Raw genomic sequence first — 21,299 nt, 5'->3', positions numbered from 1 at the left:
CGCAATTCCCGGCCCATGATGACGAGCGGACCTCCCAAAGCCGAAGTGGGGCCGGCAGGGCCATGCACGGCAATTTCTCAATCGGGGTTTGCGGCGCCTCGATGGGAATGTCGCCGTGGCCTCGATCCCTCTGGGGAGCAAGGCCGGAACACGACCGTGAGCCACGGCGCCGACCCATCGCCGGCAGACCGGGCCGGCTCCCGTCAGCCCGCGGGCCCCAGCGGAAAGACCTCGATCGCCGCGCTGACCATGACCAGCGCGGACCCACCTGGTTGCGGCACGACCATACCGCCTGGCACCACGCGCACCTCCACCTCGCCGGCGCCGAAGGCATGGTTCACGCCGCTGGTGTCGAGATCCGCCGCCTCGGGCACGCCAAGAGTGACATGCACCGCGCAATCCACGTCCACATGCAGGACCGCGCGCGCCTGCGCCGCCGCGATGGCGCGCTCGCCCGCCTGACCGGCGGTTGCGCCGACGCCCATGCCCATCTGCACGATCAGCCTCTGTCTCATGCCGCCGCCTCCTCGAAGGATACGGTCAGAGCGGCCAGCGCCATGACCGTCGGATTGCCGTGGCCTTCGGGGCGCGGCACGTCCAGCCCGCCAAAGACCACCTCGATCCGTGCCTCGCCATAGGGAAAGACCTTTTGCAGTTCGGCCCGGTCCACAAGGTCGGGCTGTTGTACCGCCACGCGCACGGCCAGCCGCATCTCGGATTTTTCGCGTCCCAGCCATTCGGCGGCGTTGATCGAGGCCTTCCACAACAGATCACGCAATGCGCGGGCCGAGGCCTCGGTGTAATCGCCTCGCCGGAGCGACGTGCCCAGGCCAAATTCCGTCAATACCTGCATGTGCCCTCCATCGCGCTGGTCGCCTCAGAGGAGCCAGACCGACGCCCCCGGGTCAAGCGCCGAAAATCCGAAGTGACTTTGACCTCTGCGCAGAGACGCGGCAGAGTGAACGAAAAGGGAAGGGAAACCGGCATCATGGGAGGAGAGGCCGAAGCAGAAGCGCCAGAGTTGGAGCGCAAGACGCTGAGTTCGTCCGAGATCACCGCCGTCGCGCATCTCTATCGCGGCGAGGTCTATCGCAGCACGATCTGGCGCACCCGGTTGGACACGACGACCAACTGGGCAGTGGTGACACTGGGTGTCGCGCTGTCGATCTCGTTTTCGGCGCCGGGAGCCTCACCCTTGCCGCTGGTGCTGGTGGGGGTGCTGATCCTGCTGTTCCTGATGCTGGAGGCGCGGCGCTACCGCTACTTCAACGTCTGGCGCGCGCGCTGCCGCTGGATGGAACAGCATTTCTACGCGCCCATGCTGGACGATGGCGACCTGCACCTGGAGGAAAACTGGCAGAAGACGCTGGCCGCCGACTACCGGCGTCCCACCTATCACGTCACGTTGATGACCGCCGTGGGGCGTCGCATTCGGTCGAACTACCTGTGGATCCTGCTGATCCAGTCGCTGGCGTTTGCCGGGAAACTGGCGGTGCATCCCACCCCGGTGAAGACCTGGGACGAGGCGATCTCGCGCGCCGATGTCGGGCCCGTGGCGGGAGAAGTCCTGATCGTGACCGGCGTCATCTATGTCGGCGCTGCCGCCGGCATGGCGCTCTGGTCGTGGCGGTCGGACGTGAAACGGGCCCGGCAGCGTGGGCGGGTCAAATCCTATTCGATGGGCTGAGAGGGCGCCCCACGCACCGGAGAAGGGTCACCACCCTTTTCGGCACGCGGGGCCGGTCCTGACGGCTGGCCCGGCGCGTCAGGCCGTGGCGGCACCGAACAAGCGGGCAAACCCACGTCGGCGGCGGGGTTTGGCGGGTTCGGGAGAAAACATGGCATGGGCCGCCTGCGAACGCATGTGGCGACCCCGTGCCATGTAATAGGCCGTGTCGATGGAACCATCGGGGCGGGTACGGATCGTGTCGTTCTGCTGGGTCATGGTCTGTCTCCGGGTCTGGACTGTCATGCCCCATCTGAACCGACCAAGGCCTGCCGCGCTTGAAGGCGGTCTTGTCCTTGTCTTCAGAAACCCTTGTCATTCGACTTCCCCTTGCGAAAACCTTTGCCAACGGCGCCGGGCTTGCCGGACACTGGTCGCATGATCCTTACCTTCAACGACTGTGCGCTCGACCTAGACCGCCGGACTTTGGTCCGGGGCGGGCAAGAGGTGCACCTGGAACCGCAGGTCTTTGACCTGCTGGCGCTTATGGCACAGTCCGGCGGGCGGGTGGTGTCCAAGGACAGGTTGGTCGAGGTGGTCTGGAAAGGCCTTGCCGTCTCGGACGCGACCATCGCGGCGCGTATCAGCGCGGCGCGGGCGGCGGTGGGCGATTCCGGCAAGGAACAGGGCGTTCTGCGCACGATACCACGGCGCGGCCTGTCCTTTGTGGCCGAATTGCGGGACGCCCCCTTGGCCGCGCATCCCCCCACGACCACCCCGACCGAGGTCGCCTATGCCCTGTCGCAGGACGGCAGCGCCATCGCCTGGAGCCTGACCGGCGACGGCCCACCCCTGATGCGAATCGGACACTGGCTGTCACATCTGGAAATGGACAGGGCCGGCACGATCTGGGGGCCTTTGATCGACCGCCTGTCGCAGCACCACCGGCTGTTGCGCTATGATCTGCGTGGCACCGGACTGTCGGCGCGGGATGCGCCGCTGACCGGCATCGACGTCTTTGCCGAGGACATGGCGGCAGTGGCCGATGCCGCAGGCTTTGAGCACTTCGATCTGTTTGCCGCCTCGCAGGCCGCGCCCGTCGCCATCCGCTTCGCCGCACGCTGGCCCGACCGTGTCAGGCGCATGGTGATCGTCGGGGGCTATGTTCAGGGCCGCGTTCACCGCGCCACCGGAACCGGGGAAGTGGATGAGGAAACCATTCTGGCCATGATCCGCGCAGGCTGGGGCAAGGCCGATAGCCCTTTCATGCAGGCCTTTTCAACGCTCTTTGCGCCGGACGCCACGCGCGAACAGCGCGACGAACTGGTACGGATGCAGCTGTCCAGCGCCAGCCCCGAGACCGCCGTCACCCTTCGCAAGGTGATCGACCGTTTCGATGTGACCGAGGACCTCGCCCGTGTCGACGTTCCGGCGCTGATCTTTCACGCCGAACAGGATGCGATCCACCCGCTCAGCCAGGGTCTGAAACTGGCCGCACATCTGAAAGGCGCCCAATTCATCCGGCTGGACAGCCGCAGTCACATGCTCTTGCCGCAGGACCCGATGTGGGAACAGGTTCTTTCCCGGACAGAGGCCTTTCTGGCCGAAGGCTGACAGCGCGATTGCACTTTTCCGCAGCCCTGCCTAAGGGAAGGCATGACCGAGACCCAGCACGACCGCCTCCTCATCATCGACTTTGGCAGCCAGGTGACGCAGCTGATCGCGCGCCGCCTGCGCGAGCTGAATGTCTATTGCGAAATCCACCCTTACCAGAACGTCACCGAAGCTTTCCTGGCCGACTTCGCGCCGAAAGCCGTGATCTTCTCGGGCGGGCCCGATTCGGTGACCCGAGAGGGCAGCCCGCGCCCACCCAAGGGCGTATATGACCTGGGCGTGCCGATCCTCGGCATCTGCTATGGCCAGCAGGTCATGATGCAGGACCTGGGCGGCAAGGTCGTGGCGGGCGAAGGCACCGCCGAATTCGGCCGCGCCTATGTCGTCCCCGGCGAGACGCGGATCGACATGCTGAACGGCTGGTTCATGGACGGCTCGGGCCGAGAGCAGGTCTGGATGAGCCACGGTGACCACGTCTCGGAAATCGCGCCGGGCTTTGCGGTCTACGGCACCTCGCCGGGCGCGCCCTTTGCGATCACGGCGGATGTCTCGCGCAATTTCTACGCCGTGCAGTTCCACCCCGAGGTACACCATACGCCCAACGGCAAGACGCTGTACGAGAATTTCGTGCGGGCCGCCGGGTTCAAGGGCGACTGGACGATGGGCGCCTACCGTGAAGAGGCCATTGCCAAGATCCGCGAACAAGTGGGCGACGCCAAGGTGATCTGCGGCCTGTCCGGCGGTGTCGACAGCTCCGTGGCGGCGGCCTTGATCCACGAGGCGGTGGGCGACCAGCTGACCTGCGTTTTCGTCGATCACGGGTTGCTGCGCCTGCACGAGGCCGAGGAAGTCGTGGGCATGTTCCGCGATCACATGAACCTTCAGGTCATTCACGCGCAGGAACAGGATCTCTTTCTGGGTGAGCTGGAGGGCGTCAGCGACCCCGAGGTCAAGCGCAAGACCATCGGCAAGCTGTTCATCGACGTGTTCCAGAAATACGCCGATCAGATCGAGGGGGCGCAGTTCCTGGCGCAGGGAACGCTGTATCCGGACGTGATCGAAAGCGTCTCTTTCAGCGGCGGGCCTTCCGTGACGATCAAATCGCACCACAACGTCGGCGGCCTGCCCGAAAAGATGGGCCTGAAACTGGTCGAGCCGCTGCGCGAACTGTTCAAGGACGAGGTGCGCGCGCTTGGCCATGAACTGGGACTGCCGGCAAGTTTCATCGGGCGTCACCCCTTCCCCGGCCCCGGCCTTGCCATCCGCTGCCCCGGAGAGATCACCCGCGACAAGCTGGAAATCCTGCGCAAGGCAGATGCGGTCTATATCGACCAGATCCGCAAGCACGGCCTTTACGACGAGATCTGGCAGGCCTTCGTCGCGATCCTGCCGGTCCGCACCGTGGGCGTGATGGGCGACGGGCGCACCTATGACTATGCCTGCGCCCTGCGCGCGGTGACCTCGGTCGACGGGATGACGGCGGATTACTATCCGTTCAGCCATGATTTCCTGGGCGAAACCGCCACCCGGATCATCAACGAAGTCAAGGGGATCAACCGCGTCACCTACGACGTCACTTCGAAACCCCCGGGCACGATCGAGTGGGAATGACAAGGCTGCTGCGCTGGCTGGTCCGCGCAGCGGTCATCTATACCCTTGCCTGCGTGGCATTGACGCTGGGGTCGCTGCTGCTGACACCGGCCTGCAGCACAGTCGAACAGCCTTACGACATTGCCGTTGTTCTTGGCGGCGGAGATGAACTGCGCAAGGCAGTGCAGGAGGCGGAAACGGGCCGCGTCCATTCAGCGGTTCGCCTCTACCGGCGCGGTCTTGTGCAGCACCTGCACCTGACCGGCGGCGGTCCCGATGGCCGCAGCAGCAATGCGCCCCTGCTGGCCCGGCTGGCCCGGGACAAGGGACTGCCGGACACGGTTCTCAGCACCGAGGCCCGCTCGCTGTCGACATTGCAGAACGCTCTGTTCTCGCGCCCTTACCTCCCTTCCGAAGCTGACCTGATCCTAGTGACAGAGGCATTCCACGCCTGGCGCGCCAAGGCCTCTTTTGTCTGGGCCGGGCGGCCGGCTGCGATCTGTGCCAGCCCCGAACCCGGCCGGCGCCTGCCCCACCGGACCCTCCACCTTGTACGCGAGGTCGCGGCCTGGGGCGCCAACATCCTGCGCGCCGGGGCGTGGTCAATCGGCCGTGCGATGGGGTTGGAAACCCACCTGCCCCAGTTCCTGCTGATCTGATCGGGCCGGCATTCGCGTCGTTGCGAGGCAAACAACCCTCATGACAATGATGATGATTATGAATTTGCCTCCAGTCGGCAGATGTGAAACACGCAATCAACGACGTCCGGATAAGGCAAGAACGATGAGCGACGCACTTTCCCGGGCCCTGGCTCAGCGCGACTGGCTGCTGGCGGACGGGGCGACGGGTACCAACCTCTTCAACATGGGGCTGCAATCCGGGGATGCCCCGGAGTTCTGGAACGAGGATGAGCCGGACAAGATCCGCGCGCTCTATCGCGGCGCGGTCGAGGCAGGATCGGATCTTTTCCTGACCAACAGTTTCGGCGCCAATGCCTCGCGGCTGAAACTGCACGATGCCGGGCACCGCGCCTACGAACTTTCCAAACTTGCTGCCGAACTGGCACGCGAGATTGCCGATGGCGCGGGCCGCGAGGTGATCGTCGCGGGCTCTGTCGGTCCGACGGGCGAAATCATGGGCGAGGCCGGAAACCTGACCCACGAACGCGCGGTCGAGATGTTCGAGGAAACCGCCGCGGGCCTCAAGGATGGCGGCGCGGACGTGCTCTGGGTCGAGACGATCTCGGCCCCCGAGGAATACAAGGCCGCCGCCGAAGCCTTTGCCAACGTCGGCATGCCCTGGTGTGGCACCATGAGCTTTGACACCGCGGGGCGCACGATGATGGGCATGACCTCGGCCGACATGGTCAAGATGGTCGAAGGCCTGCCGACCCCGCCGCTTGGCTTCGGGGCCAACTGCGGCGTCGGCGCCTCTGACCTGCTGCGCACGGTGCTGGGCTTTGCCGCGCAGGGCACGGAACGTCCGATCATCGCCAAGGGCAATGCCGGCATTCCCAAGTATGTCGACGGTCACATCCACTATGACGGCACGCCCGAGTTGATGGCCGAATATGCGGTCATGGCGCGCGATTCCGGCGCCCGGATCATCGGCGGTTGCTGCGGCACGATGCCCGAACACCTCAAGGCCATGCGCGAAGCCCTGGAAACCCGCGAAAAAGGCCCGCGCCCGACGCTGGAACAGATCACCGGCATGCTGGGCGGGTTCTCGTCCGACAGCGACGGCACGGGCGACGACGGCCCCACCCGCGAGCGTCGGGGACGGCGCCGGCGCGGCTGACCGGGCGGTGGCGGATTTCACATCCGCCACGGCGCCACGCATAAAAGCCGGGTCAAACTCCCTTTTCCTTCTGACGCCACAGGGTGGAAACCGTTGGCAGGAAAGGGAGAATTATTGCGGATCAAAGATGGATCGCGGATGTTCCAGGCGATCTTGAAAGGCGTATTCGGGTCAATGGCGGACAAGCGACAAGGGCAGCCCTGCGCGGTGCATGACGTGTCGCGATGGACGCAGAGGGCCTGCGTGACGCTGGGGGTGACCGCGGACGTAACTGCAGGGTCGGCCACGTCGCGGTCAGACTCCGAACAGAACGCGCATCCGGTCACGGTCATCCGCCGCACGGGCGGCGATCCAGTCGCGAAACCTGCGCTGAAACGGTCCGAGCGGTCTCTTTTCGTACCACAACAGCCGGTGCCAGTACTTTGCCGGCACGACAGAGCCTGCCCCGAAGGGCATGACAAGCGCACCTCTGTCCACCGAATGCACGACGTCCGACAGCCCCCCCAGCACAAGGCCGATGCCCGCCCGGGCAATCCTCGCTCCGCTGCCCTGCAACGCGAACTGCGGCCCACCGCTGGCGCTGGAGATGTCGATGCCGGTGGCATGGCTCCAGCCTTGCCAATCCAGCCAGGCGGCGTCCGAGGTCGGGACATCGATATGGGCGATGGGCACGCCTCCCAGCTCCGTCTGGCCGGGGGCCAATCCGTAGCGGCGGGCGAAATCGGGCGTGCAGACCGGCACCACGCCGCTGGGCAACAGGTCGATCGCGCCGTAGCCCGGACCGGGCGGCGGCATGAAACGGATGGCGAAATGCACATCGGAACTGGCGAGGTCGACAACATCCCAGCTGGTGTCAATGCGCAGGTCCACGGCACCGACCTTGGCAAAGAGATCCGGCAGGTGATGCGGCAGCCAGCTTTCCGCGAAGGTCTGGGTGACCGTCAACGCCACCCGCCGCTCGACCTGCCCGGAGCACAGGGCATCCTGAACCGAGGCAATGCCCACAAACCCGCTGCGCAGTGCATGAGCCAGACCGGAGAGGTCCTCGACCGGTATGAGCCCGCCCGGGGTGCGCCGGAAGAGTGTCCGGCCCAACCGTTCTTCCAACCGGCGTATCTGTGCGCTGACCGCGGCCTGCGTCACGCCCAGTTCTCCGGCCGCGCGCGCCACGGTGCCTTCGTTCAGAACGGCATCCACCGCCCTCCACGCATTCAGATGCGAAAGCGGCATGCTCCCTCGACAACATTCTGTCACCCGACGGATAGAATAACTCAAATGATCGCGGGACAGAACTGCGCTCTACTGGGGATGAGACAACAAACGCTTGTCCACCAGGGAGGCCCAGATGAAGACCTACGTGATCGAACGCAATATTCCCGGCGCCGGGTCCATGTCGCAGGACGAGCTTTGCGGCGCGGCCAGCGCATCCAATACGGCCCTGGCGAAACTGGCACCGCGGGTGCAGTGGAACCACTCCTACGTCGCCGGCGACAAGACCTTCTGCATCTACCTGGCCGAGGACGAGGATGCGATCCGCGAACACGCACAGTTGAGCGGGTTCCCGGCGGATACGATTACCGAGATCAAGACCCGCATCGACCCGACAACCGCCGGCTAGAACAGGCTCAGTTGATCGCCCTTCCGAACCGGCGGCTCAAAGAGATCGCAGCGCAGCGCGGGTTGGTCACGGTCCAGCCCAAGGGCACGCGCCGCGCGCCGGAAACGCGCTGCGAGCAGGTCGGCATAGGGCCCTTCTCCGCGCATGCGGGAAAACCATTTCACCGAATAGACCTCGCCGCCGTGCATGTCGCGCAGATGGCCCATGATGCGCGCGGCGCGGTCGGGATAGTGTTGGTGCAGCCAATCCTGCCAGAGATCGGCAACCTCCAGCGGCAGGCGCAGCATGATCCAGCTAGCCGCATCCGCCCCCGCCTCGGCGCCCGCCTTCAGGATCACCTCGAGTTCGGGATCGGTCAGCGCCGGGATCATCGGAGAGGCCATGATTCGCACCGGGATACCCGCCTCTGTCAGCCGCCGGATGACCTGCAACCGCCGCTGCGCTCCAGGTGCGCGCGGCTCCATCCTTCGCGACAGGACCGGGTCCAGCGTGGTCACGGATATGCCCACGCGCGCCAGTCCCTGTGCGGCCATGTCCGACAGGATGTCGATGTCCCGCTCGATCAGCGCGCCCTTGGTCACGATGGCCACGGGGTGCCGGAAATCGCGCAGCACCTCCAGGCAGGCGCGCATGATGCCCCGGTCTCGCTCGACCGGCTGGTAGGGGTCGGTATTGGTGCCGATGGCCAGCGGCGCCACCTCGTAGCGCCTGTTCCGCAATTCGCGGTCCAGCACCTCGGGCGCGGTCGGCCGTGCCACCAGTCGCGTTTCGAAATCCAGACCCGGCGAAAGCCCCAGCCAGGCATGGGTGGGCCGCGCGAAACAATAGATGCAGCCATGTTCGCAGCCCCGGTACGGGTTCAGCGATCTGTCGAACGGCAGGTCCGGCGAACGGACATAGGTAATGACCTTGCGCGGCACTTCCTCGCTGACCTCGGTCCGGTACACTCCGCCCTCTTCCGGCAGGTCCCATCCATCATGCACGTCCTCGCGCCGCAGCCGTTCGTAGCGGCCACAGTCGCGACTCGTCGCGGCGCGGCCACGAGCGCGGTCGGGATCAACGGGACGGGATGGAGGTTTCATGCCGAACACATAGAACACAACGGGAACACTGGCAAGATTTGCGGCACTTGGGTGTCGCAGGTCGGTCCAGCTTTACCCAATGTCGCAATCCGCCAATTGAAATCCGCAGAAAACGACGAATAGTCGTTTAAACGACGGCATGCGATGCCATGCCAAGCCAAGGGAACCGCGCCATGTCCGATGAAGAAGACGACATCATCCTCTCCGAACTCGACGACGAGGAACTCGTCCAGCAGATGTTCGACGACCTTTACGACGGTCTCAAGGAAGAGATCGAGGAAGGCGTGAACATCCTGCTCGAGCGCGGCTGGGCTCCGTACAAGATCCTGACCGAGGCGCTGGTGGGGGGCATGACCATCGTCGGCCACGACTTCCGCGACGGCATCCTGTTCGTCCCCGAGGTGCTGCTGGCGGCCAACGCGATGAAGGGTGGCATGGCCATCCTGAAACCGCTGCTGGCCGAAACCGGTGCGCCCAAGCAGGGCAAGATGGTGATCGGCACCGTCAAGGGCGATATCCACGACATCGGCAAGAACCTGGTGTCCATGATGATGGAAGGCGCCGGTTTCGAGGTGGTCGACCTGGGGATCAATAACCCGGTCGAGAACTACATCGAGGCGATCCAGAAGGAAGAGGCCGACATCCTGGGCATGTCCGCCCTGCTGACCACCACCATGCCCTACATGAAGGTGGTGATCGACGCGATGGTCGAACAGGGCATCCGCGACGACTATGTGGTGCTGGTCGGCGGCGCCCCCCTGAACGAGGAATTCGGCAAGGCCATCGGCGCCGACGCCTATTGCCGAGACGCCGCCGTGGCGGTGGAAACCGCCAAGGAATTCATCTCGCGCAAGCACAACCAGATGGCGGCCGGCTGACCTGGCTGCCGGTCAACGAGGCGGGGCTTCGGTCCCGCCTCTTTTCTTTTGCGCGCCCGGCGGTCAGGGTGGATGCAGAGGGGGCTGCCATGAAACTCGACAGACTGGTACTGATCATCGTCTGCGTCCTGGCCGGCAGCGCCGTGATTTTCTGGCTCGGGATGTTGCTCCTCGCCTCGCTCAGTGTGCCCTTCGCATGGCTGGCCCTGCTGCCCGCGGCACTGGTGGGCTATATTCTCTACAGGGTAATCGCCGAGCGGGTCGGCAATGCCGAAGACGACCATTACGACGGGATGAAACACTGATGCTGATCGTCACCTCGGAACAAGTTGCCGGGCGCGAAATCATCGCCTCGCTTGGTCTCGTGCGCGACGCTACCGTGCGGGCCAAGCATCTGGGAACGGACATTGTCGCCGCGCTCAAGATGCTCGTCGGCGGAGAGCTGACGGGCTATTCCTCGCTGATGGTCGGCGCCCGGGAACAGGCGCTGGATCGCATGGCCGCCGAGGCCGAGGCACTTGGCGCCGATGCCATCGTCGCGATGCGGATGCAGACCTCTGCCATCACGCGCGGGGCCTCCGAGATCGTCGCCTACGGCACCGCGGTCAAGCTGTCGCAGTAGGCAGCCCGGCGCGTATTGATGCCGCAAGTGCGCGAATGGGGTTTTTCTTTTGCAACCTTTGGCCCATATTAAACAGTAGGAAGGAGACCCCAATGCCCGTCACATCCTTTGCCCTGCTTGTATGCGCCGTGATCATGGCCGCCGGCCTGACCGTCTGGGCGGTGTCTTCCTTCGGGGTTCTTACGGTGGTGCCGGTGCTCTTGGCGATCGCACTGCTGGCCCGCTGGGCGCTTGCCCATGTTCCCTATGACGACAGCCGCACCTGACGCGCTTTCCGACCGTGCGCTGACAGAAAACGGCCTGCGCCCTGAAGGTGAGGGCCGTATATTGCTGCTGGCCTGCGGCGCGCTCGCCCGAGAGATCCTGGCGCTGATCCGGCTCAATGGCTGGGGGCAGATGGATCTGGCCTGCCTGCCGGCGATCCTGCACAACCACCCGGAAAAGATCACCGATGCCGTGCGCGCGGCCGTAGAAAAGCACCGCCCCAACTATGCGCGGATCTGCGTGGTCTACGCCGACTGTGGCACTGGCGGGCTGTTGCAGGCCGCCTGCGACGAGATGGGGATCGAGATGGTGCCCGGCCCGCATTGCTATGCCTTCTTCGACGGGCTTGCCACATTCGAGGCCCGCGACGAGGTCACGGCCTTCTACCTCACCGATTTCCTCTGCCGCCAGTTCGACGCCTTCGTCTGGAAGCCCCTCGGCCTCGACCGTCACCCGCAGCTGCGCGAGATGTATTTCGGCAATTACGATCGGCTGGTCTATCTCGCCCAGACCGAGGATGCCGAGCTGACCGCCCGGGCAGAGGCCTGCGCCTCCCGCATGGGTCTTGCCTTTGAGCGTCGCTTTACCGGCTACGGCGATCTGGCGCGGGTTCTGGAGGGCTGGGCCGGCGCACCGGCCACAGCCTGACGCCTAGTCCGTCGCCAAAGACTCGGCCAGGACCAGTGAGGTCGGAACCAGAGCGATACTGCCACTGCGATCCTGCAGCCCCCAGAGCACCAGCGCAGAGATCGTGTCGGCGCGCAGCCGCCCCATCATGACCACCCCGCCCTCCTGCCGGGCGCGAAAGGCGGCCTGGTCCAGGGTGCGGCGGATCATCGTCGCGTCCTGCCCTTCGCCGTCGAAATCGCGGAACAACGTGACCGAGGGCACGCCGTCCTTCAGCGCCAGTTTCTGAGCCGTGTTCAGCCCCTTGGGCTGCGAGATCAAACCGTGTCCGCTGTCGGCAAGAAAGGCCGCGACCTGGCTCGACACATCCCGGGTTTCCTGCAGGCTGCCATCCGGGTCCTCTAGCACGGCCACCACGTCGGGCACCGCGCCCATCAACCCCTCCATCGCGACTTCGACATCGGCGGCCTGCGCGCCATCGGGCATGTCGCCCAGCACCAGCACCTCGAACCCAAGGTCGCGATAGCCCCGGGCGGCGGCGGCGGCGTCTGGATGGTTCGGAGAAATCGCGAAGCTCACCGGGAAGGGAAAGGCCTCCAGCCCGGAGGGGCCAAGCGGGCCGCTGCCGTCGTCGATCAGCACGATGGCCATACGCGGCACATCTCCGTCCACCTCGACCGGCGCGGCGAAACGCACCAGCGGGCTGTCGTCCGGCAGCGCTGCCAATGCAGAGGATGTCGCGGCCGGCCCGGTGTCTTCCGGCTCTGGTTTGAGGTCTGGCGCAGTTGGCGTCGCGCGATCCACGAGCGAGCGCGCGGGTGTGCCGATGGCCGGCCCCCCGGGGGCGGGCGCCGGTTCCGTCGCCTCCAGCACGGGTTCCGGCGCCGGATCGGGAACGGGGGCCGCTGCACGGGAGGCATCGGGATCCGATGCGGGCACATCAGGGTCCGGAGATGAGCCGGGTTCAGGCGCCTCGGACGCGGGATCGACGGTGGCCGGGTCAACCGGCGCGGGATCGACAGCACCGGGTCCGTCCGCCCGTTCGGTGACCAGCGCGCTGTCGCCGTCGGGCACCGCCGGGGCCGGCGGCTGGGCCGGTCCGGTGATGATGATCGGCTGCGCTTCGGGACGGGGTGCGCCGGGGGCCGAGCTTTTTGCCCCGGGTTTGACAGGTGCATCACGCCCGACGGAAACCGGCGCCGCACCGTCCGGCGCGGGGCTTGCACCCTCAGGCGCATCCGGCGCGCCCCCGACACGCGGGGCCGCGGGCGGCGCTGTATCCGCCCCGACCGCCACGGGCCCCGAGGGTGCGGCGGGCGCCCCACCCGGCGCGGCGGGCCGGTCGACACCGCTTTCGGGCACCGGGCGGCGCCCCGGCTCGGAGAGGTCCGGTTTCGGATCTGCCACGTCGCCGGCCTCGGGCGTCTCGACCACGCGCGGCTTCGAGGCATCGAGAACCGGGTCAGCAGGGGCCGGGTCAACAGGGTCGGGCTGGGCCACAGGTTCGTCGTCCGGCTCCGCGTCCGGTTCCACATCGGGGGCCTTGTCCAGCAGGCTGCTGTCCATCGCCCCACCCGGCGGCGGCACGATGGACGGATTTTCGGGCAATGGCGTGTTCAGCGATACCGCCGCCAGCCCGGCCCCCGAAAACACCGCGCCCCAGATCGCCCCAGACAGAAATCCCCGTGCCATGCTGCTCTCTCCGACCCCTTGCGCGCCTGTCCCGGCGCCTTTGTCCTGCAGTCCGGTCCCCCTGGCGGGCTTGACGCCACCGGGAGGGCCTGCGCATGTATACCGCGACGTGGCCCCGGGCCGCCAGCCCCCGATCACGTCCCCGCTCTATAGACCTGTAAACGTTAGTCCAAAGGCGACCCGCGCCATGCTGCTCCTGATCGATAACTACGACAGTTTCACCTACAATCTCGTCCATTTCCTGGGCGAGTTGGGCGCAGAGGTACAGGTCTGGCGCAATGACGCCCTGAACGTGCAGGAGGCCATGGAACTGAAGCCCGAGGGCATCGTGCTGTCCCCGGGCCCCTGTGACCCGGACCAGGCGGGCATCTGCCTTGCCCTGACCGCGGCCGCCGCCGAGGTGCGCATGCCCCTGCTGGGCGTCTGCCTTGGGCACCAGACCATCGGCCAGGCCTTTGGCGGCACTGTTGTGCGCCATGACGAGATCGTGCACGGCAAGATGGGAGAGATCCATCACCAGAGCGAAAGCGTGTTTGCCGGCCTGCCCTCACCGTTGAAAGCCACCCGATATCACAGCCTCGTGGTGCGGAGGTCCGACCTGCCCGACAGCCTCAAGGTGACGGCAGAGCTGGCGGACGGGACAATCATGGGCCTGATGCACCGCGAGTTGCCCATCCACGGCGTGCAGTTCCACCCCGAATCCATCGCCTCGGAACATGGCCATGCCATGTTGCAGAACTTCCTCGACGCGATGAAGGTGCCGGCATGAGCGACGATCTTCGCCCCCTCATCGGCACCAGCGCCGATCGCCCCCTGACCCGGGCCGAAGCCGAGACCGCCTTTCAGATCCTGTTCGACGGTGAGGCGACCCCGGCCCAGATCGGCGGGCTATTGATGGCCCTGCGCACCCGCGGCGAAACGGTGGACGAATATGCCGCCGCCGCCGCGGTCATGCGCGCCAAATGCAACAAGGTTGCCGCCCCCGCGGGCGCGATGGACATCGTCGGAACCGGCGGTGACGGCAAGGGCACGCTGAACATCTCGACCGCCACCGCCTTTGTCGTCGCGGGCGCCGGTGTGCCGGTGGCCAAGCACGGCAATCGCAACCTCTCGTCCAAGTCCGGCGCGGCGGATGCGCTGGGACAGATGGGGATCGAGGTCATGATCCCCGCCGACAGGGTCGAGAAGGCGCTGGCCGACGTCGGGATCTGTTTCATGATGGCGCCCATGCACCATCCGGCCATGGCCCATGTCGGCCCTGTCCGGGCAGAGCTGGGCACGCGCACGATCTTCAACATCCTCGGGCCGCTGACCAATCCGGCAGGCGTCAAACGTCAGTTGACCGGGGCCTTCAGCCGCACGCTGATCCGCCCAATGGCCGAGACCCTGGGCCAGTTGGGCAGCGAACGCGCCTGGCTGGTGCATGGTTCGGACGGCACGGATGAACTGACCATCACCGGAGTCAGCTGGATCGCCGCGCTGGAAGAGGACGGCAGCATCCGAGAGGCCGAACTGCACCCCGAGGACGCGGGCCTGCCCGTGCATCCCTTCGAAGAGATCGTCGGCGGCACGCCAGAGGAGAACGGGCGCGCCTTCCGCGCGCTGCTCGATGGCGCCCAGTCGGCCTATCGTGATGCGGTTCTGCTGAACGCCGCCGCGGCGCTGACCATCGCGGGCAAGGCGGCGGACCTGCGCGACGGTGCGGCACTGGCCCGGGAAAGCATCGACAGCGGTGCAGCGCTCGGCAAGGTGCAGGCGCTGGCCAAGGCGACGCAGGCGGCGTGACCCACGCTGCCCTGACGCCGCCCGACAGCTGGCGGCATCTGCCCTTTTTCGTGCAGGATCTGCCCCGGATCGCGGGGCAACTTGCACAAAGTGACGTGCAGGTGCTGCCGCCCGCCCATCAGGTCTTTGCCGCGCTCGACGCCTGCCCGCCTGAGGCCACGCGCGTCGTGATCCTGGGCCAGGACCCCTACCCGACACCGGGCCATGCACATGGGCTTGCCTTCTCCGTAGAACCGGACGTGCGGCCCCTGCCCCGCTCCTTGAACAATATCTACAAGGAGATGACGGACGATCTCGGTGCCTGTCCCGACAATGGCGATCTGCACTTCTGGGCCGACCAGGGCGTGCTGCTGCTCAACACGGCGCTGACGGTCGAGGCAGGCAAGGCCGGGGCCCATGCGAAACTGGGATGGGCGCGGTTGACCGAACAGGTGCTGGCCGCGCTGTCGGACCGTCCCCGCGCCTTCCTGCTCTGGGGTGGTCATGCCCAGGGGTTTGCCAAGCATATTGTCGGCGCGGACCACCTTGTCCTGACCAGCGCCCATCCTTCGCCCCTCTCGGCGCGCCGGGGCTTTTTCGGCTCGCGCCCCTTTTCCCGCATCAACGACTGGCTTAAGGACAAGGGCCAGACGCCGATCAACTGGACGACGCCCAAGGGACCGTGATGACCACCACAATTCTCGACAAGATCAAGGCTTACAAGCTGGAAGAGATCGCCGCCGACAAGGCCGCCAAGCCGCTGAGCACGGTCGAGGACGAAGCCCGCGCCGCGCCGCCGGTGCGCCGCTTTGCCGGTGCGCTGATGGAGGCCGCCGAGAGCGGTTACGGCCTGATCGCCGAGATCAAGAAGGCGTCTCCCTCCAAGGGGTTGATCCGCGAGGACTTCGACCCCGAGGCGCTGGCGAAAGCCTACGAGGCGGGTGGCGCCACCTGTCTCTCGGTGCTCACCGACACGCCCAGTTTCCAGGGGGCCAAGCCCTTCCTGACCGCCGCCCGCGCGGCCTGTTCGCTGCCGGCGCTGCGCAAGGACTTCATGTATGACACCTACCAGGTGGCCGAGGCCCGCGCGCTTGGTGCCGACTGCATCCTGATCATCATGGCCAGCGTCAGCGACGCACAGGCCGCCGAGTTGGAGGAGGCCGCGCAGAGCTGGGGCATGGATGCGCTGATCGAGGTGCACGACGGTCAGGAACTCGACCGCGCACTGGCGCTGAACTCGCCTCTGATCGGGGTCAACAATCGCAATCTCAAGACCTTTGAAACCACGCTGGACACGACGCGGACACTGTCGAAACGCCTGCCCGACGACCGTTTCCTGATTTCCGAGTCCGGGCTGAACACGCCCGCCGACCTGGCCGATATGGCCGGCTACGGCGCCCGCGCCTTCCTGATCGGAGAAAGCCTGATGCGGCAGGCGGATGTCGCGGCGGCCACGCAGGCGCTGCTCGAGAACCCGGTGCCGGCATGAGCGGGCTGAGCCATTTCGACGACCAGGGCAACGCCCATATGGTCGATGTCTCGGACAAGCCGGTGACGGATCGCATCGCCACCGCCGAAGGCCATGTGACAATGGCGCCAGAGACATTTGCCATGATCACCGAGGGCCGCGCGAAAAAGGGCGACGTGATCGGCGTGGCGCGACTGGCGGGCATCATGGGCGCCAAGAAGACGCCCGAGCTGATCCCGCTTTGCCACCCGTTGCCCGTGACCAAGGTGACCGTCGACCTGACCCAGGACCCGGACCTGCCCGGCCTGCGCATCACGGCGACCGTCAAGACCTCGGGCCAGACCGGGGTCGAGATGGAGGCGCTGACCGCCGTGTCGACCGCCGCACTGACGGTCTATGACATGGTCAAGGCGGTAGACAAAAACATGCAGATCGGCGGCATTCGCGTCCTGCTGAAAGATGGTGGCAAATCGGGGCGTTACGAGGCGAAATGATCTCCGTTTCCGAGGCCCTCGACCAGCTTTTCGCGCTTGCCGAACCGCTGCCGGTGGAAACCGTGCCGCTGGTCCAGGCTGCGGGCCGTGTGCTGGCGCAGCCCGTCACTGCGCGGCGCGATCAACCGCCCTTTCCCGCCTCGGCGATGGACGGCTACGCCGTGCCGGAGGCTGCGCCGGGCCAGCGGTTCACCGTTATCGGCGAAAGCGCCGCCGGAACCCGTTTCGAGGGCAGTGTCGGCCCCGGCGAAGCGGTGCGCATCTTTACCGGCGCCCCCGTCCCGGAGGGGGCCGTACGCATCATCATCCAAGAGGACGTGACACGCGACGGCGAGACCATCACCCTCAATGAGGATCTGGACGACAACCCCTATATTCGGCCCGCGGGCACCGATTTCCGCGTCGGCCAGACGGTTGAGGCACCCCGCCGCCTGACGCCGCAGGACGTGGCCCTGCTGGCGGCGATGAACATTGCCGAGGTTCCCGTCACCCGGAGACCGCGCGTTGCGCTGATCTCGACCGGGGATGAGCTGGTGATGCCGGGCGACACGCCCGGCCCGGACCAGATCATCGCCTCGAACACCTTTGGCCTGCATGCGCTTTTGCGCGACCTGGGCGCAGAGCCCCGCATCCTGCCCATCGCCCGCGATACGACAGAGTCGCTGATCCACGGGTTCTCGCTGGTCGACGACGCGGATCTGGTTGTCACCATCGGGGGGGCCTCGGTCGGGGACCATGACCTGGTGGCGCGTGTGGCGGGCGAACTCGGGATGGAGCGGGCCTTTCACAAGGTTGCCATGCGCCCCGGCAAACCGCTGATGTCGGGCCGCTTGAACGGTGCCATGATGGTGGGCCTGCCGGGCAATCCGGTGTCTGCGATGGTCTGTGGTCATGTCTTCCTGGCGCCCGTGATCCGGGCAATGCTGGGACTGGGCACCGCAGCCTCGCCACGGCTCAAAGCCCGGTTGAGCGCGCCGCTCATGCAGAATGGCCCGCGCGAACACTACATGCGCGCGCAATTGGACGACGACGGAATCCGGGCGCTGGACCGGCAGGATTCCAGTCTGCTCAGCGTACTGGGCAAGGCGAACGCGCTGTTGGTGCGCCCCGTAGGCGATGCGGAACGCAAGACCGGCGCAATGGTGGACTACCTGCCGCTATAACGGCCGTCGCGCCGCACGAAACGCCCCATGACGGTCAGGTTGCGCCTGGTGCACTGTTGACGCCAATGCGCAACAGGACGCAGGGCTTATCCACATGATCGTTGACACAAAACATGAACAGCCGTAGAACAAAAGTTAACAACTGCGGGGCTGAGCATGCTGACAAAAAAACAACTCGACCTTCTCGATTTCATCAACAAGCGGATGACCCGTGACGGTGTCCCCCCCAGCTTTGACGAGATGAAGGACGCGCTGAACCTGCGGTCCAAGTCCGGCATTCACCGCCTGATCACCGCGTTGGAAGAACGCGGGTTCATCCGTCGCCTGGCCCATCGGGCGCGGGCAATCGAGATCGTGAAACTGCCCGAAAGCCTTGGCGGCCAGCCTGCCGGCTTCTCACCCAAGGTGATCGAGGGCGACCGTCCCGACAACCGGCCTTCGGAAGCCTTTGACCTTGGGCCGGCGAATCTGGCTGAGCTGCCGCTGGTCGGCAGCATCGCCGCCGGCCGGCCGATCGAGGCGATCAATGACCCCGCGCCGGGCGTCTCTGTGCCCGGGCAGATGCTGCACGGCCAGGGGCGTCACTACGCGCTCGAGGTCAAGGGCGACTCGATGATCGAGGCGGGCATCAACGACGGCGACGTGGTGGTGATCCGCGAAACTTCGGACGCCGCGGACGGCGACATCGTGGTGGCCCAGATCGAAGGGTACGAGGCCACGCTGAAACGGTTTCGCCGCAAGGGGGAGATGATCGTCCTCGAGGCCGCGAACCCGGTCTACGAACCGCGTGTATTGCCCCGGGGGGCCGTCACCGTGCAGGGCCGTCTTGTCGGCCTGATCCGCACCTACTGACCAGCTACCGCAGAGCGCGCCAGCCGCACCGGTTCCGGCGCGCCGCCATGCCAGAGCCGGTGGCCCGAGAGGTCACGGTCGGTCACCAGGTGCACACCATCCTTCAGCCAGACCGCGACGGATCCGCTGTCCTTCAGGCGCGGCGGATCGAAGACCTCGCAGTCGCCCGGCAGGCTCAACGCCACACTGGACACCACGATCTGTCCGGAATGACAGCCGGAAACACCGCGCGCGGCGCGCTTGCCCTGCAGGTGCAGGATCTCCAGGTCCCCGATGATTGCCCGCGCCACGCGCCCCTCGACCGGCGTGGGCCAAAGCGCCGCCGCCTCGGGCTGGACATGACCAAGTCCGTCGTTTTCCAGCCAGACGCCCGCCACGAAGCCCGACCCGCGGTCGCGTGACAGAGCCCGCCCCTCTGGCAACATGATCCCGACCAGCGTCCCGCTGTCCGAGATCAGCACTCCGGGCCTGTCGGTTCCCACCCAGAGCGCCACCGCCATCCCCAAAGGCACCAGTCCGGCCAGCCGCCCACGGCCCCGCCAAAGGCACATAATCAGCCCGCCAAAGGCGATCAGCGGCAACACCCAGGGACCGGGCGCCACGACATGTCCGACGGAGCCCTCCCAATCCGCCACCGTATGCGCGACGCCAAGGATCCAGCCCAGTCCCAGCGCCATGAGTTCCAGGGCGATCCAGTCCACACCCAAGGGCATCAGCAGCGCCGCCAGAACCGCCAGCGGAACCACCCAGATCCCCATGACCGGCACGGCCACGAGGTTGGCGACCAAGCCGAAATGCGCAACCTGGTTGAAATGCGCCATGCCCACCGGCGCCGTCGCCGCCCCCGCCACGGCCGAGGACACGACGACCGAAAGGATCGGCGCGATCCAGCGTGGCCACTTGCGGTCGCGCTGAAGCAGGCTGACCTGTTCAAAGACCGCGACCAGCGCGGTGGTGGCGGCAAAGGACATCTGGAACCCCGGCCCCAGCAGCGCCTCGGGCCGCATCACCAGCACAACCAGCGCCGCAATGGCCACGCTGCGCAGGCTCAAGGCCCGGCGGTCCAGCATCAAAGCGCAGAGCGCCGCCGCCACCATGATGAAGGCGCGCTCGGTCGCGACGTTGCCCCCGGAGAGCGCCAGGTACCCTGCGGCGGCCAACAACGCGCCAAGAGCGGCCAGCTTTTTTCCGGGCCAGTGATGGCGGGCGTGGCGTGGCAGGATCAGGATCAGTCGCAGGGCCGCGAACACGAAGCCCGCCAACAGCCCCATGTGCAGCCCGGAAATCGCCAACAGATGCGCCAGGTTGCTGTCCCGCAAGGCCTGCAGCGTCTCCTGTCCCATACCGGAGCGGTCTCCGGTCATGATCGCGGCAGCAAAGGCACCCCGTTCTCCAGGCAGGGCCGCCTGAACCCGGGCCGACAGCCACAGCCGCAACCGCGCCACGGGCAGGCTGTCATCGGCCTCTTGCAACAGCAGGACCGGACTGCGCGTGTAGCCCACCGCACCGAGTCGCAGGAACCAGGCATGGCGGCGGAAATCGAAACCGCCCGGCTCGACCGCGCCACCCGGTGGGGAGAGGTGCCCGGTCAGGATCACCACCTGCCCCGGGCGCGGGTCAAGATAGCCCTGCTGACCATGCAGCGAAACGCGGACACGCAGCGGCACCTCGTCCGGGTCCATGCGTTCCAGCACCACCCGGTCCAGCGTCAACCGCAGCGCGTCCGAGGCCGAGCGGTCGATCTGGATCACTCGCCCCTCGATCGCGCCGTAATACCGGAAATCAAGGACTGGCCCGGCCACCTGCTGCGCCCGCACACCGGCAAGCGCAAACCCCGCCGCTGCCAGCGCAACCGCACCCAGCAACGGCCCCCAGAGCGGTCCGGCGCGGTGTTGCACCAGGGCAAGACAGCCAATCCCGCCACAGGCCCAGAGCACCGTCGCCGATGGTTCGGCGCGGATCGCGAAATAGACCCCGATGCCGGTTGCCAGGCAGACCGGCGCCCAGGGAAAGAGATGACCGCGTTGCCCCAGGAGAAGGGCGGCCAGCCACGTCATGACCTGACCCATGCTTGCCCCCCGTTGGGCGGCTCGTTAAGGAACGGCAAA

25 protein-coding genes are annotated in these 21,299 nt (G+C 66.4%); 18 read left to right on the top strand and 7 right to left on the bottom strand.

Translation table 11 applies throughout. The features are described 5' to 3' along the window. Positions 1-203: 203 nt before the first annotated feature. Together RBB42_RS03865 and RBB42_RS03860 are read right to left on the bottom strand one after the other, a co-directional pair. Positions 204-515 carry a Lin0512 family protein gene (locus tag RBB42_RS03865; RefSeq protein ID WP_305968195.1) on the bottom strand — a complete coding sequence of 104 codons (312 nt, stop codon included), beginning with the start codon at positions 513-515 and terminating at the stop codon, positions 204-206. Next, positions 512-853, bottom strand: coding sequence for a Lin0512 family protein (locus RBB42_RS03860; RefSeq protein ID WP_305968194.1), 342 nt, complete (start codon positions 851-853; stop codon positions 512-514). The genes RBB42_RS03865 and RBB42_RS03860 overlap by 4 nt, the downstream gene beginning before the upstream one ends. 135 nt (positions 854-988) lie before the next feature. On the opposite strand from RBB42_RS03860, the gene RBB42_RS03855 reads away from it, so the two are divergent. Beyond that, positions 989-1,687: a DUF2270 domain-containing protein gene (locus RBB42_RS03855; protein ID WP_305968301.1), complete on the top strand. Its 699-nt coding sequence runs from the start codon at positions 989-991 to the stop codon at positions 1,685-1,687. A 78-nt stretch (positions 1,688-1,765) separates the two neighbouring features. Here the strand turns inward: RBB42_RS03855 and RBB42_RS03850 are convergent, their stop codons facing one another. Continuing rightward, complete coding sequence (locus tag RBB42_RS03850) at positions 1,766-1,945, bottom strand: hypothetical protein (protein WP_305968193.1); 180 nt, start codon at positions 1,943-1,945, stop codon at positions 1,766-1,768. Positions 1,946-2,104: 159 nt separating this feature from the next. On the opposite strand from RBB42_RS03850, the gene RBB42_RS03845 reads away from it, so the two are divergent. The 4 genes from RBB42_RS03845 (at position 2,105) to bmt (ending at position 6,667) form a co-directional block, all read left to right on the top strand. Further along, the gene (locus RBB42_RS03845) at positions 2,105-3,280 is read left to right on the top strand and encodes an alpha/beta hydrolase (protein ID WP_305968192.1); all 1,176 of its coding nucleotides are present in this window, start codon (positions 2,105-2,107) and stop codon (positions 3,278-3,280) included. Between the two features lie 42 nt (positions 3,281-3,322). After that, on the top strand, positions 3,323-4,891 hold the full coding sequence (gene guaA, locus RBB42_RS03840; protein WP_305968191.1) for a glutamine-hydrolyzing GMP synthase: 1,569 nt from the start codon (positions 3,323-3,325) through the stop codon (positions 4,889-4,891). Then, complete coding sequence (locus tag RBB42_RS03835) at positions 4,888-5,529, top strand: YdcF family protein (RefSeq protein WP_305968190.1); 642 nt, start codon at positions 4,888-4,890, stop codon at positions 5,527-5,529. Before guaA ends, RBB42_RS03835 begins: the two co-directional genes overlap by 4 nt. 124 nt (positions 5,530-5,653) lie before the next feature. After that, positions 5,654-6,667 carry a betaine--homocysteine S-methyltransferase gene (gene bmt / locus RBB42_RS03830; RefSeq protein ID WP_305968189.1) on the top strand — a complete coding sequence of 338 codons (1,014 nt, stop codon included), beginning with the start codon at positions 5,654-5,656 and terminating at the stop codon, positions 6,665-6,667. A gap of 294 nt (positions 6,668-6,961) precedes the next feature. On the opposite strand, the gene RBB42_RS03825 is transcribed toward bmt, so the two are convergent. Further along, the gene (locus RBB42_RS03825; RefSeq protein ID WP_305968188.1) at positions 6,962-7,897 is read right to left on the bottom strand and encodes a LysR substrate-binding domain-containing protein; all 936 of its coding nucleotides are present in this window, start codon (positions 7,895-7,897) and stop codon (positions 6,962-6,964) included. 115 nt (positions 7,898-8,012) lie between these two features. Between RBB42_RS03825 and RBB42_RS03820 the strand changes: the two genes are divergently transcribed. Beyond that, the gene (locus tag RBB42_RS03820; RefSeq protein WP_305968187.1) at positions 8,013-8,285 is read left to right on the top strand and encodes a DUF4242 domain-containing protein; all 273 of its coding nucleotides are present in this window, start codon (positions 8,013-8,015) and stop codon (positions 8,283-8,285) included. On the opposite strand, the gene RBB42_RS03815 is transcribed toward RBB42_RS03820, so the two are convergent. Then, positions 8,282-9,367: a PA0069 family radical SAM protein gene (locus tag RBB42_RS03815; protein WP_305968186.1), complete on the bottom strand. Its 1,086-nt coding sequence runs from the start codon at positions 9,365-9,367 to the stop codon at positions 8,282-8,284. The genes RBB42_RS03820 and RBB42_RS03815 overlap by 4 nt on opposite strands. Positions 9,368-9,540: 173 nt before the next feature. Here RBB42_RS03815 and RBB42_RS03810 point away from each other — a divergent pair, with 173 nt between their 5' ends. From RBB42_RS03810 to RBB42_RS03790, 5 genes are all read left to right on the top strand, one after another. Then, positions 9,541-10,245 carry a corrinoid protein gene (locus RBB42_RS03810; RefSeq protein WP_305968185.1) on the top strand — a complete coding sequence of 235 codons (705 nt, stop codon included), beginning with the start codon at positions 9,541-9,543 and terminating at the stop codon, positions 10,243-10,245. Positions 10,246-10,334: 89 nt separating this feature from the next. Next, complete coding sequence (locus tag RBB42_RS03805; RefSeq protein WP_305968184.1) at positions 10,335-10,550, top strand: hypothetical protein; 216 nt, start codon at positions 10,335-10,337, stop codon at positions 10,548-10,550. Further along, positions 10,550-10,867 (top strand): YbjQ family protein, encoded by a 318-nt coding sequence (locus tag RBB42_RS03800; RefSeq protein ID WP_305968183.1) that lies wholly within the window; start codon positions 10,550-10,552, stop codon positions 10,865-10,867. Before RBB42_RS03805 ends, RBB42_RS03800 begins: the two co-directional genes overlap by 1 nt. A 92-nt stretch (positions 10,868-10,959) precedes the next feature. Further along, entirely contained in the window at positions 10,960-11,133 is a 174-nt protein-coding gene (locus RBB42_RS03795; RefSeq protein ID WP_305968182.1) for a hypothetical protein, read from the top strand. Further along, positions 11,114-11,779, top strand: coding sequence for a DUF1638 domain-containing protein (locus RBB42_RS03790; protein WP_305968181.1), 666 nt, complete (start codon positions 11,114-11,116; stop codon positions 11,777-11,779). Before RBB42_RS03795 ends, RBB42_RS03790 begins: the two co-directional genes overlap by 20 nt. Positions 11,780-11,782: 3 nt before the next feature. Here RBB42_RS03790 and RBB42_RS03785 read toward each other — a convergent pair whose 3' ends face one another. Then, positions 11,783-13,450, bottom strand: a complete 1,668-nt coding sequence (locus RBB42_RS03785; RefSeq protein WP_305968180.1) for a divergent polysaccharide deacetylase family protein — start codon at positions 13,448-13,450, stop codon at positions 11,783-11,785. A 187-nt stretch (positions 13,451-13,637) separates the two neighbouring features. Here RBB42_RS03785 and RBB42_RS03780 point away from each other — a divergent pair, with 187 nt between their 5' ends. The 7 genes from RBB42_RS03780 to lexA all read left to right on the top strand — a co-directional run bounded on the left by RBB42_RS03780 (position 13,638) and on the right by lexA (position 19,191). Continuing rightward, positions 13,638-14,219 carry an anthranilate synthase component II gene (locus RBB42_RS03780; RefSeq protein ID WP_305968179.1) on the top strand — a complete coding sequence of 194 codons (582 nt, stop codon included), beginning with the start codon at positions 13,638-13,640 and terminating at the stop codon, positions 14,217-14,219. Beyond that, positions 14,216-15,235 carry an anthranilate phosphoribosyltransferase gene (gene trpD, locus RBB42_RS03775; RefSeq protein WP_305968178.1) on the top strand — a complete coding sequence of 340 codons (1,020 nt, stop codon included), beginning with the start codon at positions 14,216-14,218 and terminating at the stop codon, positions 15,233-15,235. Before RBB42_RS03780 ends, trpD begins: the two co-directional genes overlap by 4 nt. A gap of 11 nt (positions 15,236-15,246) precedes the next feature. Next, the gene (locus tag RBB42_RS03770; protein ID WP_305968300.1) at positions 15,247-15,900 is read left to right on the top strand and encodes a uracil-DNA glycosylase; all 654 of its coding nucleotides are present in this window, start codon (positions 15,247-15,249) and stop codon (positions 15,898-15,900) included. Next, the gene (gene trpC, locus RBB42_RS03765; protein WP_305968177.1) at positions 15,900-16,703 is read left to right on the top strand and encodes an indole-3-glycerol phosphate synthase TrpC; all 804 of its coding nucleotides are present in this window, start codon (positions 15,900-15,902) and stop codon (positions 16,701-16,703) included. The genes RBB42_RS03770 and trpC overlap by 1 nt, the downstream gene beginning before the upstream one ends. Beyond that, positions 16,700-17,176, top strand: a complete 477-nt coding sequence (gene moaC, locus RBB42_RS03760; protein ID WP_305968176.1) for a cyclic pyranopterin monophosphate synthase MoaC — start codon at positions 16,700-16,702, stop codon at positions 17,174-17,176. The genes trpC and moaC overlap by 4 nt, the downstream gene beginning before the upstream one ends. Continuing rightward, entirely contained in the window at positions 17,173-18,339 is a 1,167-nt protein-coding gene (locus RBB42_RS03755; RefSeq protein ID WP_305968175.1) for a molybdopterin molybdotransferase MoeA, read from the top strand. Before moaC ends, RBB42_RS03755 begins: the two co-directional genes overlap by 4 nt. Positions 18,340-18,495: 156 nt before the next feature. Then, positions 18,496-19,191 (top strand): transcriptional repressor LexA, encoded by a 696-nt coding sequence (lexA, locus tag RBB42_RS03750; protein ID WP_305968174.1) that lies wholly within the window; start codon positions 18,496-18,498, stop codon positions 19,189-19,191. Here lexA and RBB42_RS03745 read toward each other — a convergent pair. Next, positions 19,185-21,260 (bottom strand): ComEC/Rec2 family competence protein, encoded by a 2,076-nt coding sequence (locus RBB42_RS03745; protein ID WP_305968173.1) that lies wholly within the window; start codon positions 21,258-21,260, stop codon positions 19,185-19,187. The genes lexA and RBB42_RS03745 overlap by 7 nt on opposite strands. Positions 21,261-21,299 lie beyond the last annotated feature (39 nt).

The sequence above is a fragment of the Mameliella sp. MMSF_3455 genome (assembly GCF_030733205.1).
Classification (GTDB): domain Bacteria; phylum Pseudomonadota; class Alphaproteobacteria; order Rhodobacterales; family Rhodobacteraceae; genus Antarctobacter.
This window is presented reverse-complemented; position numbering and strand designations above follow the sequence as displayed.

Excerpts from the sequence above, each read along its gene's own strand:
- RBB42_RS03780 (WP_305968179.1), top strand. The coding sequence starts at position 13,638 with ATGCTGCTCCTGATCGATAACTACGACAGTTTCACCTACAATCTCGTC.
- RBB42_RS03800 (WP_305968183.1), top strand. The coding sequence starts at position 10,550 with ATGCTGATCGTCACCTCGGAACAAGTTGCCGGGCGCGAAATCATCGCC.
- lexA (WP_305968174.1), top strand. The coding sequence starts at position 18,496 with ATGCTGACAAAAAAACAACTCGACCTTCTCGATTTCATCAACAAGCGG.
- RBB42_RS03810 (WP_305968185.1), top strand. The coding sequence starts at position 9,541 with ATGTCCGATGAAGAAGACGACATCATCCTCTCCGAACTCGACGACGAG.
- trpC (WP_305968177.1), top strand. The coding sequence starts at position 15,900 with ATGACCACCACAATTCTCGACAAGATCAAGGCTTACAAGCTGGAAGAG.
- RBB42_RS03795 (WP_305968182.1), top strand. The coding sequence starts at position 10,960 with ATGCCCGTCACATCCTTTGCCCTGCTTGTATGCGCCGTGATCATGGCC.
- bmt (WP_305968189.1), top strand. The coding sequence starts at position 5,654 with ATGAGCGACGCACTTTCCCGGGCCCTGGCTCAGCGCGACTGGCTGCTG.
- RBB42_RS03820 (WP_305968187.1), top strand. The coding sequence starts at position 8,013 with ATGAAGACCTACGTGATCGAACGCAATATTCCCGGCGCCGGGTCCATG.
- RBB42_RS03845 (WP_305968192.1), top strand. The coding sequence starts at position 2,105 with ATGATCCTTACCTTCAACGACTGTGCGCTCGACCTAGACCGCCGGACT.
- RBB42_RS03815 (WP_305968186.1), bottom strand. The coding sequence starts at position 9,367 with ATGAAACCTCCATCCCGTCCCGTTGATCCCGACCGCGCTCGTGGCCGC.
- moaC (WP_305968176.1), top strand. The coding sequence starts at position 16,700 with ATGAGCGGGCTGAGCCATTTCGACGACCAGGGCAACGCCCATATGGTC.
- RBB42_RS03855 (WP_305968301.1), top strand. The coding sequence starts at position 989 with ATGGGAGGAGAGGCCGAAGCAGAAGCGCCAGAGTTGGAGCGCAAGACG.
- trpD (WP_305968178.1), top strand. The coding sequence starts at position 14,216 with ATGAGCGACGATCTTCGCCCCCTCATCGGCACCAGCGCCGATCGCCCC.
- RBB42_RS03850 (WP_305968193.1), bottom strand. The coding sequence starts at position 1,945 with ATGACCCAGCAGAACGACACGATCCGTACCCGCCCCGATGGTTCCATC.
- guaA (WP_305968191.1), top strand. The coding sequence starts at position 3,323 with ATGACCGAGACCCAGCACGACCGCCTCCTCATCATCGACTTTGGCAGC.
- RBB42_RS03785 (WP_305968180.1), bottom strand. The coding sequence starts at position 13,450 with ATGGCACGGGGATTTCTGTCTGGGGCGATCTGGGGCGCGGTGTTTTCG.
- RBB42_RS03865 (WP_305968195.1), bottom strand. The coding sequence starts at position 515 with ATGAGACAGAGGCTGATCGTGCAGATGGGCATGGGCGTCGGCGCAACC.
- RBB42_RS03825 (WP_305968188.1), bottom strand. The coding sequence starts at position 7,897 with ATGCCGCTTTCGCATCTGAATGCGTGGAGGGCGGTGGATGCCGTTCTG.
- RBB42_RS03755 (WP_305968175.1), top strand. The coding sequence starts at position 17,173 with ATGATCTCCGTTTCCGAGGCCCTCGACCAGCTTTTCGCGCTTGCCGAA.
- RBB42_RS03790 (WP_305968181.1), top strand. The coding sequence starts at position 11,114 with ATGACGACAGCCGCACCTGACGCGCTTTCCGACCGTGCGCTGACAGAA.
- RBB42_RS03805 (WP_305968184.1), top strand. The coding sequence starts at position 10,335 with ATGAAACTCGACAGACTGGTACTGATCATCGTCTGCGTCCTGGCCGGC.
- RBB42_RS03835 (WP_305968190.1), top strand. The coding sequence starts at position 4,888 with ATGACAAGGCTGCTGCGCTGGCTGGTCCGCGCAGCGGTCATCTATACC.
- RBB42_RS03745 (WP_305968173.1), bottom strand. The coding sequence starts at position 21,260 with ATGGGTCAGGTCATGACGTGGCTGGCCGCCCTTCTCCTGGGGCAACGC.
- RBB42_RS03860 (WP_305968194.1), bottom strand. The coding sequence starts at position 853 with ATGCAGGTATTGACGGAATTTGGCCTGGGCACGTCGCTCCGGCGAGGC.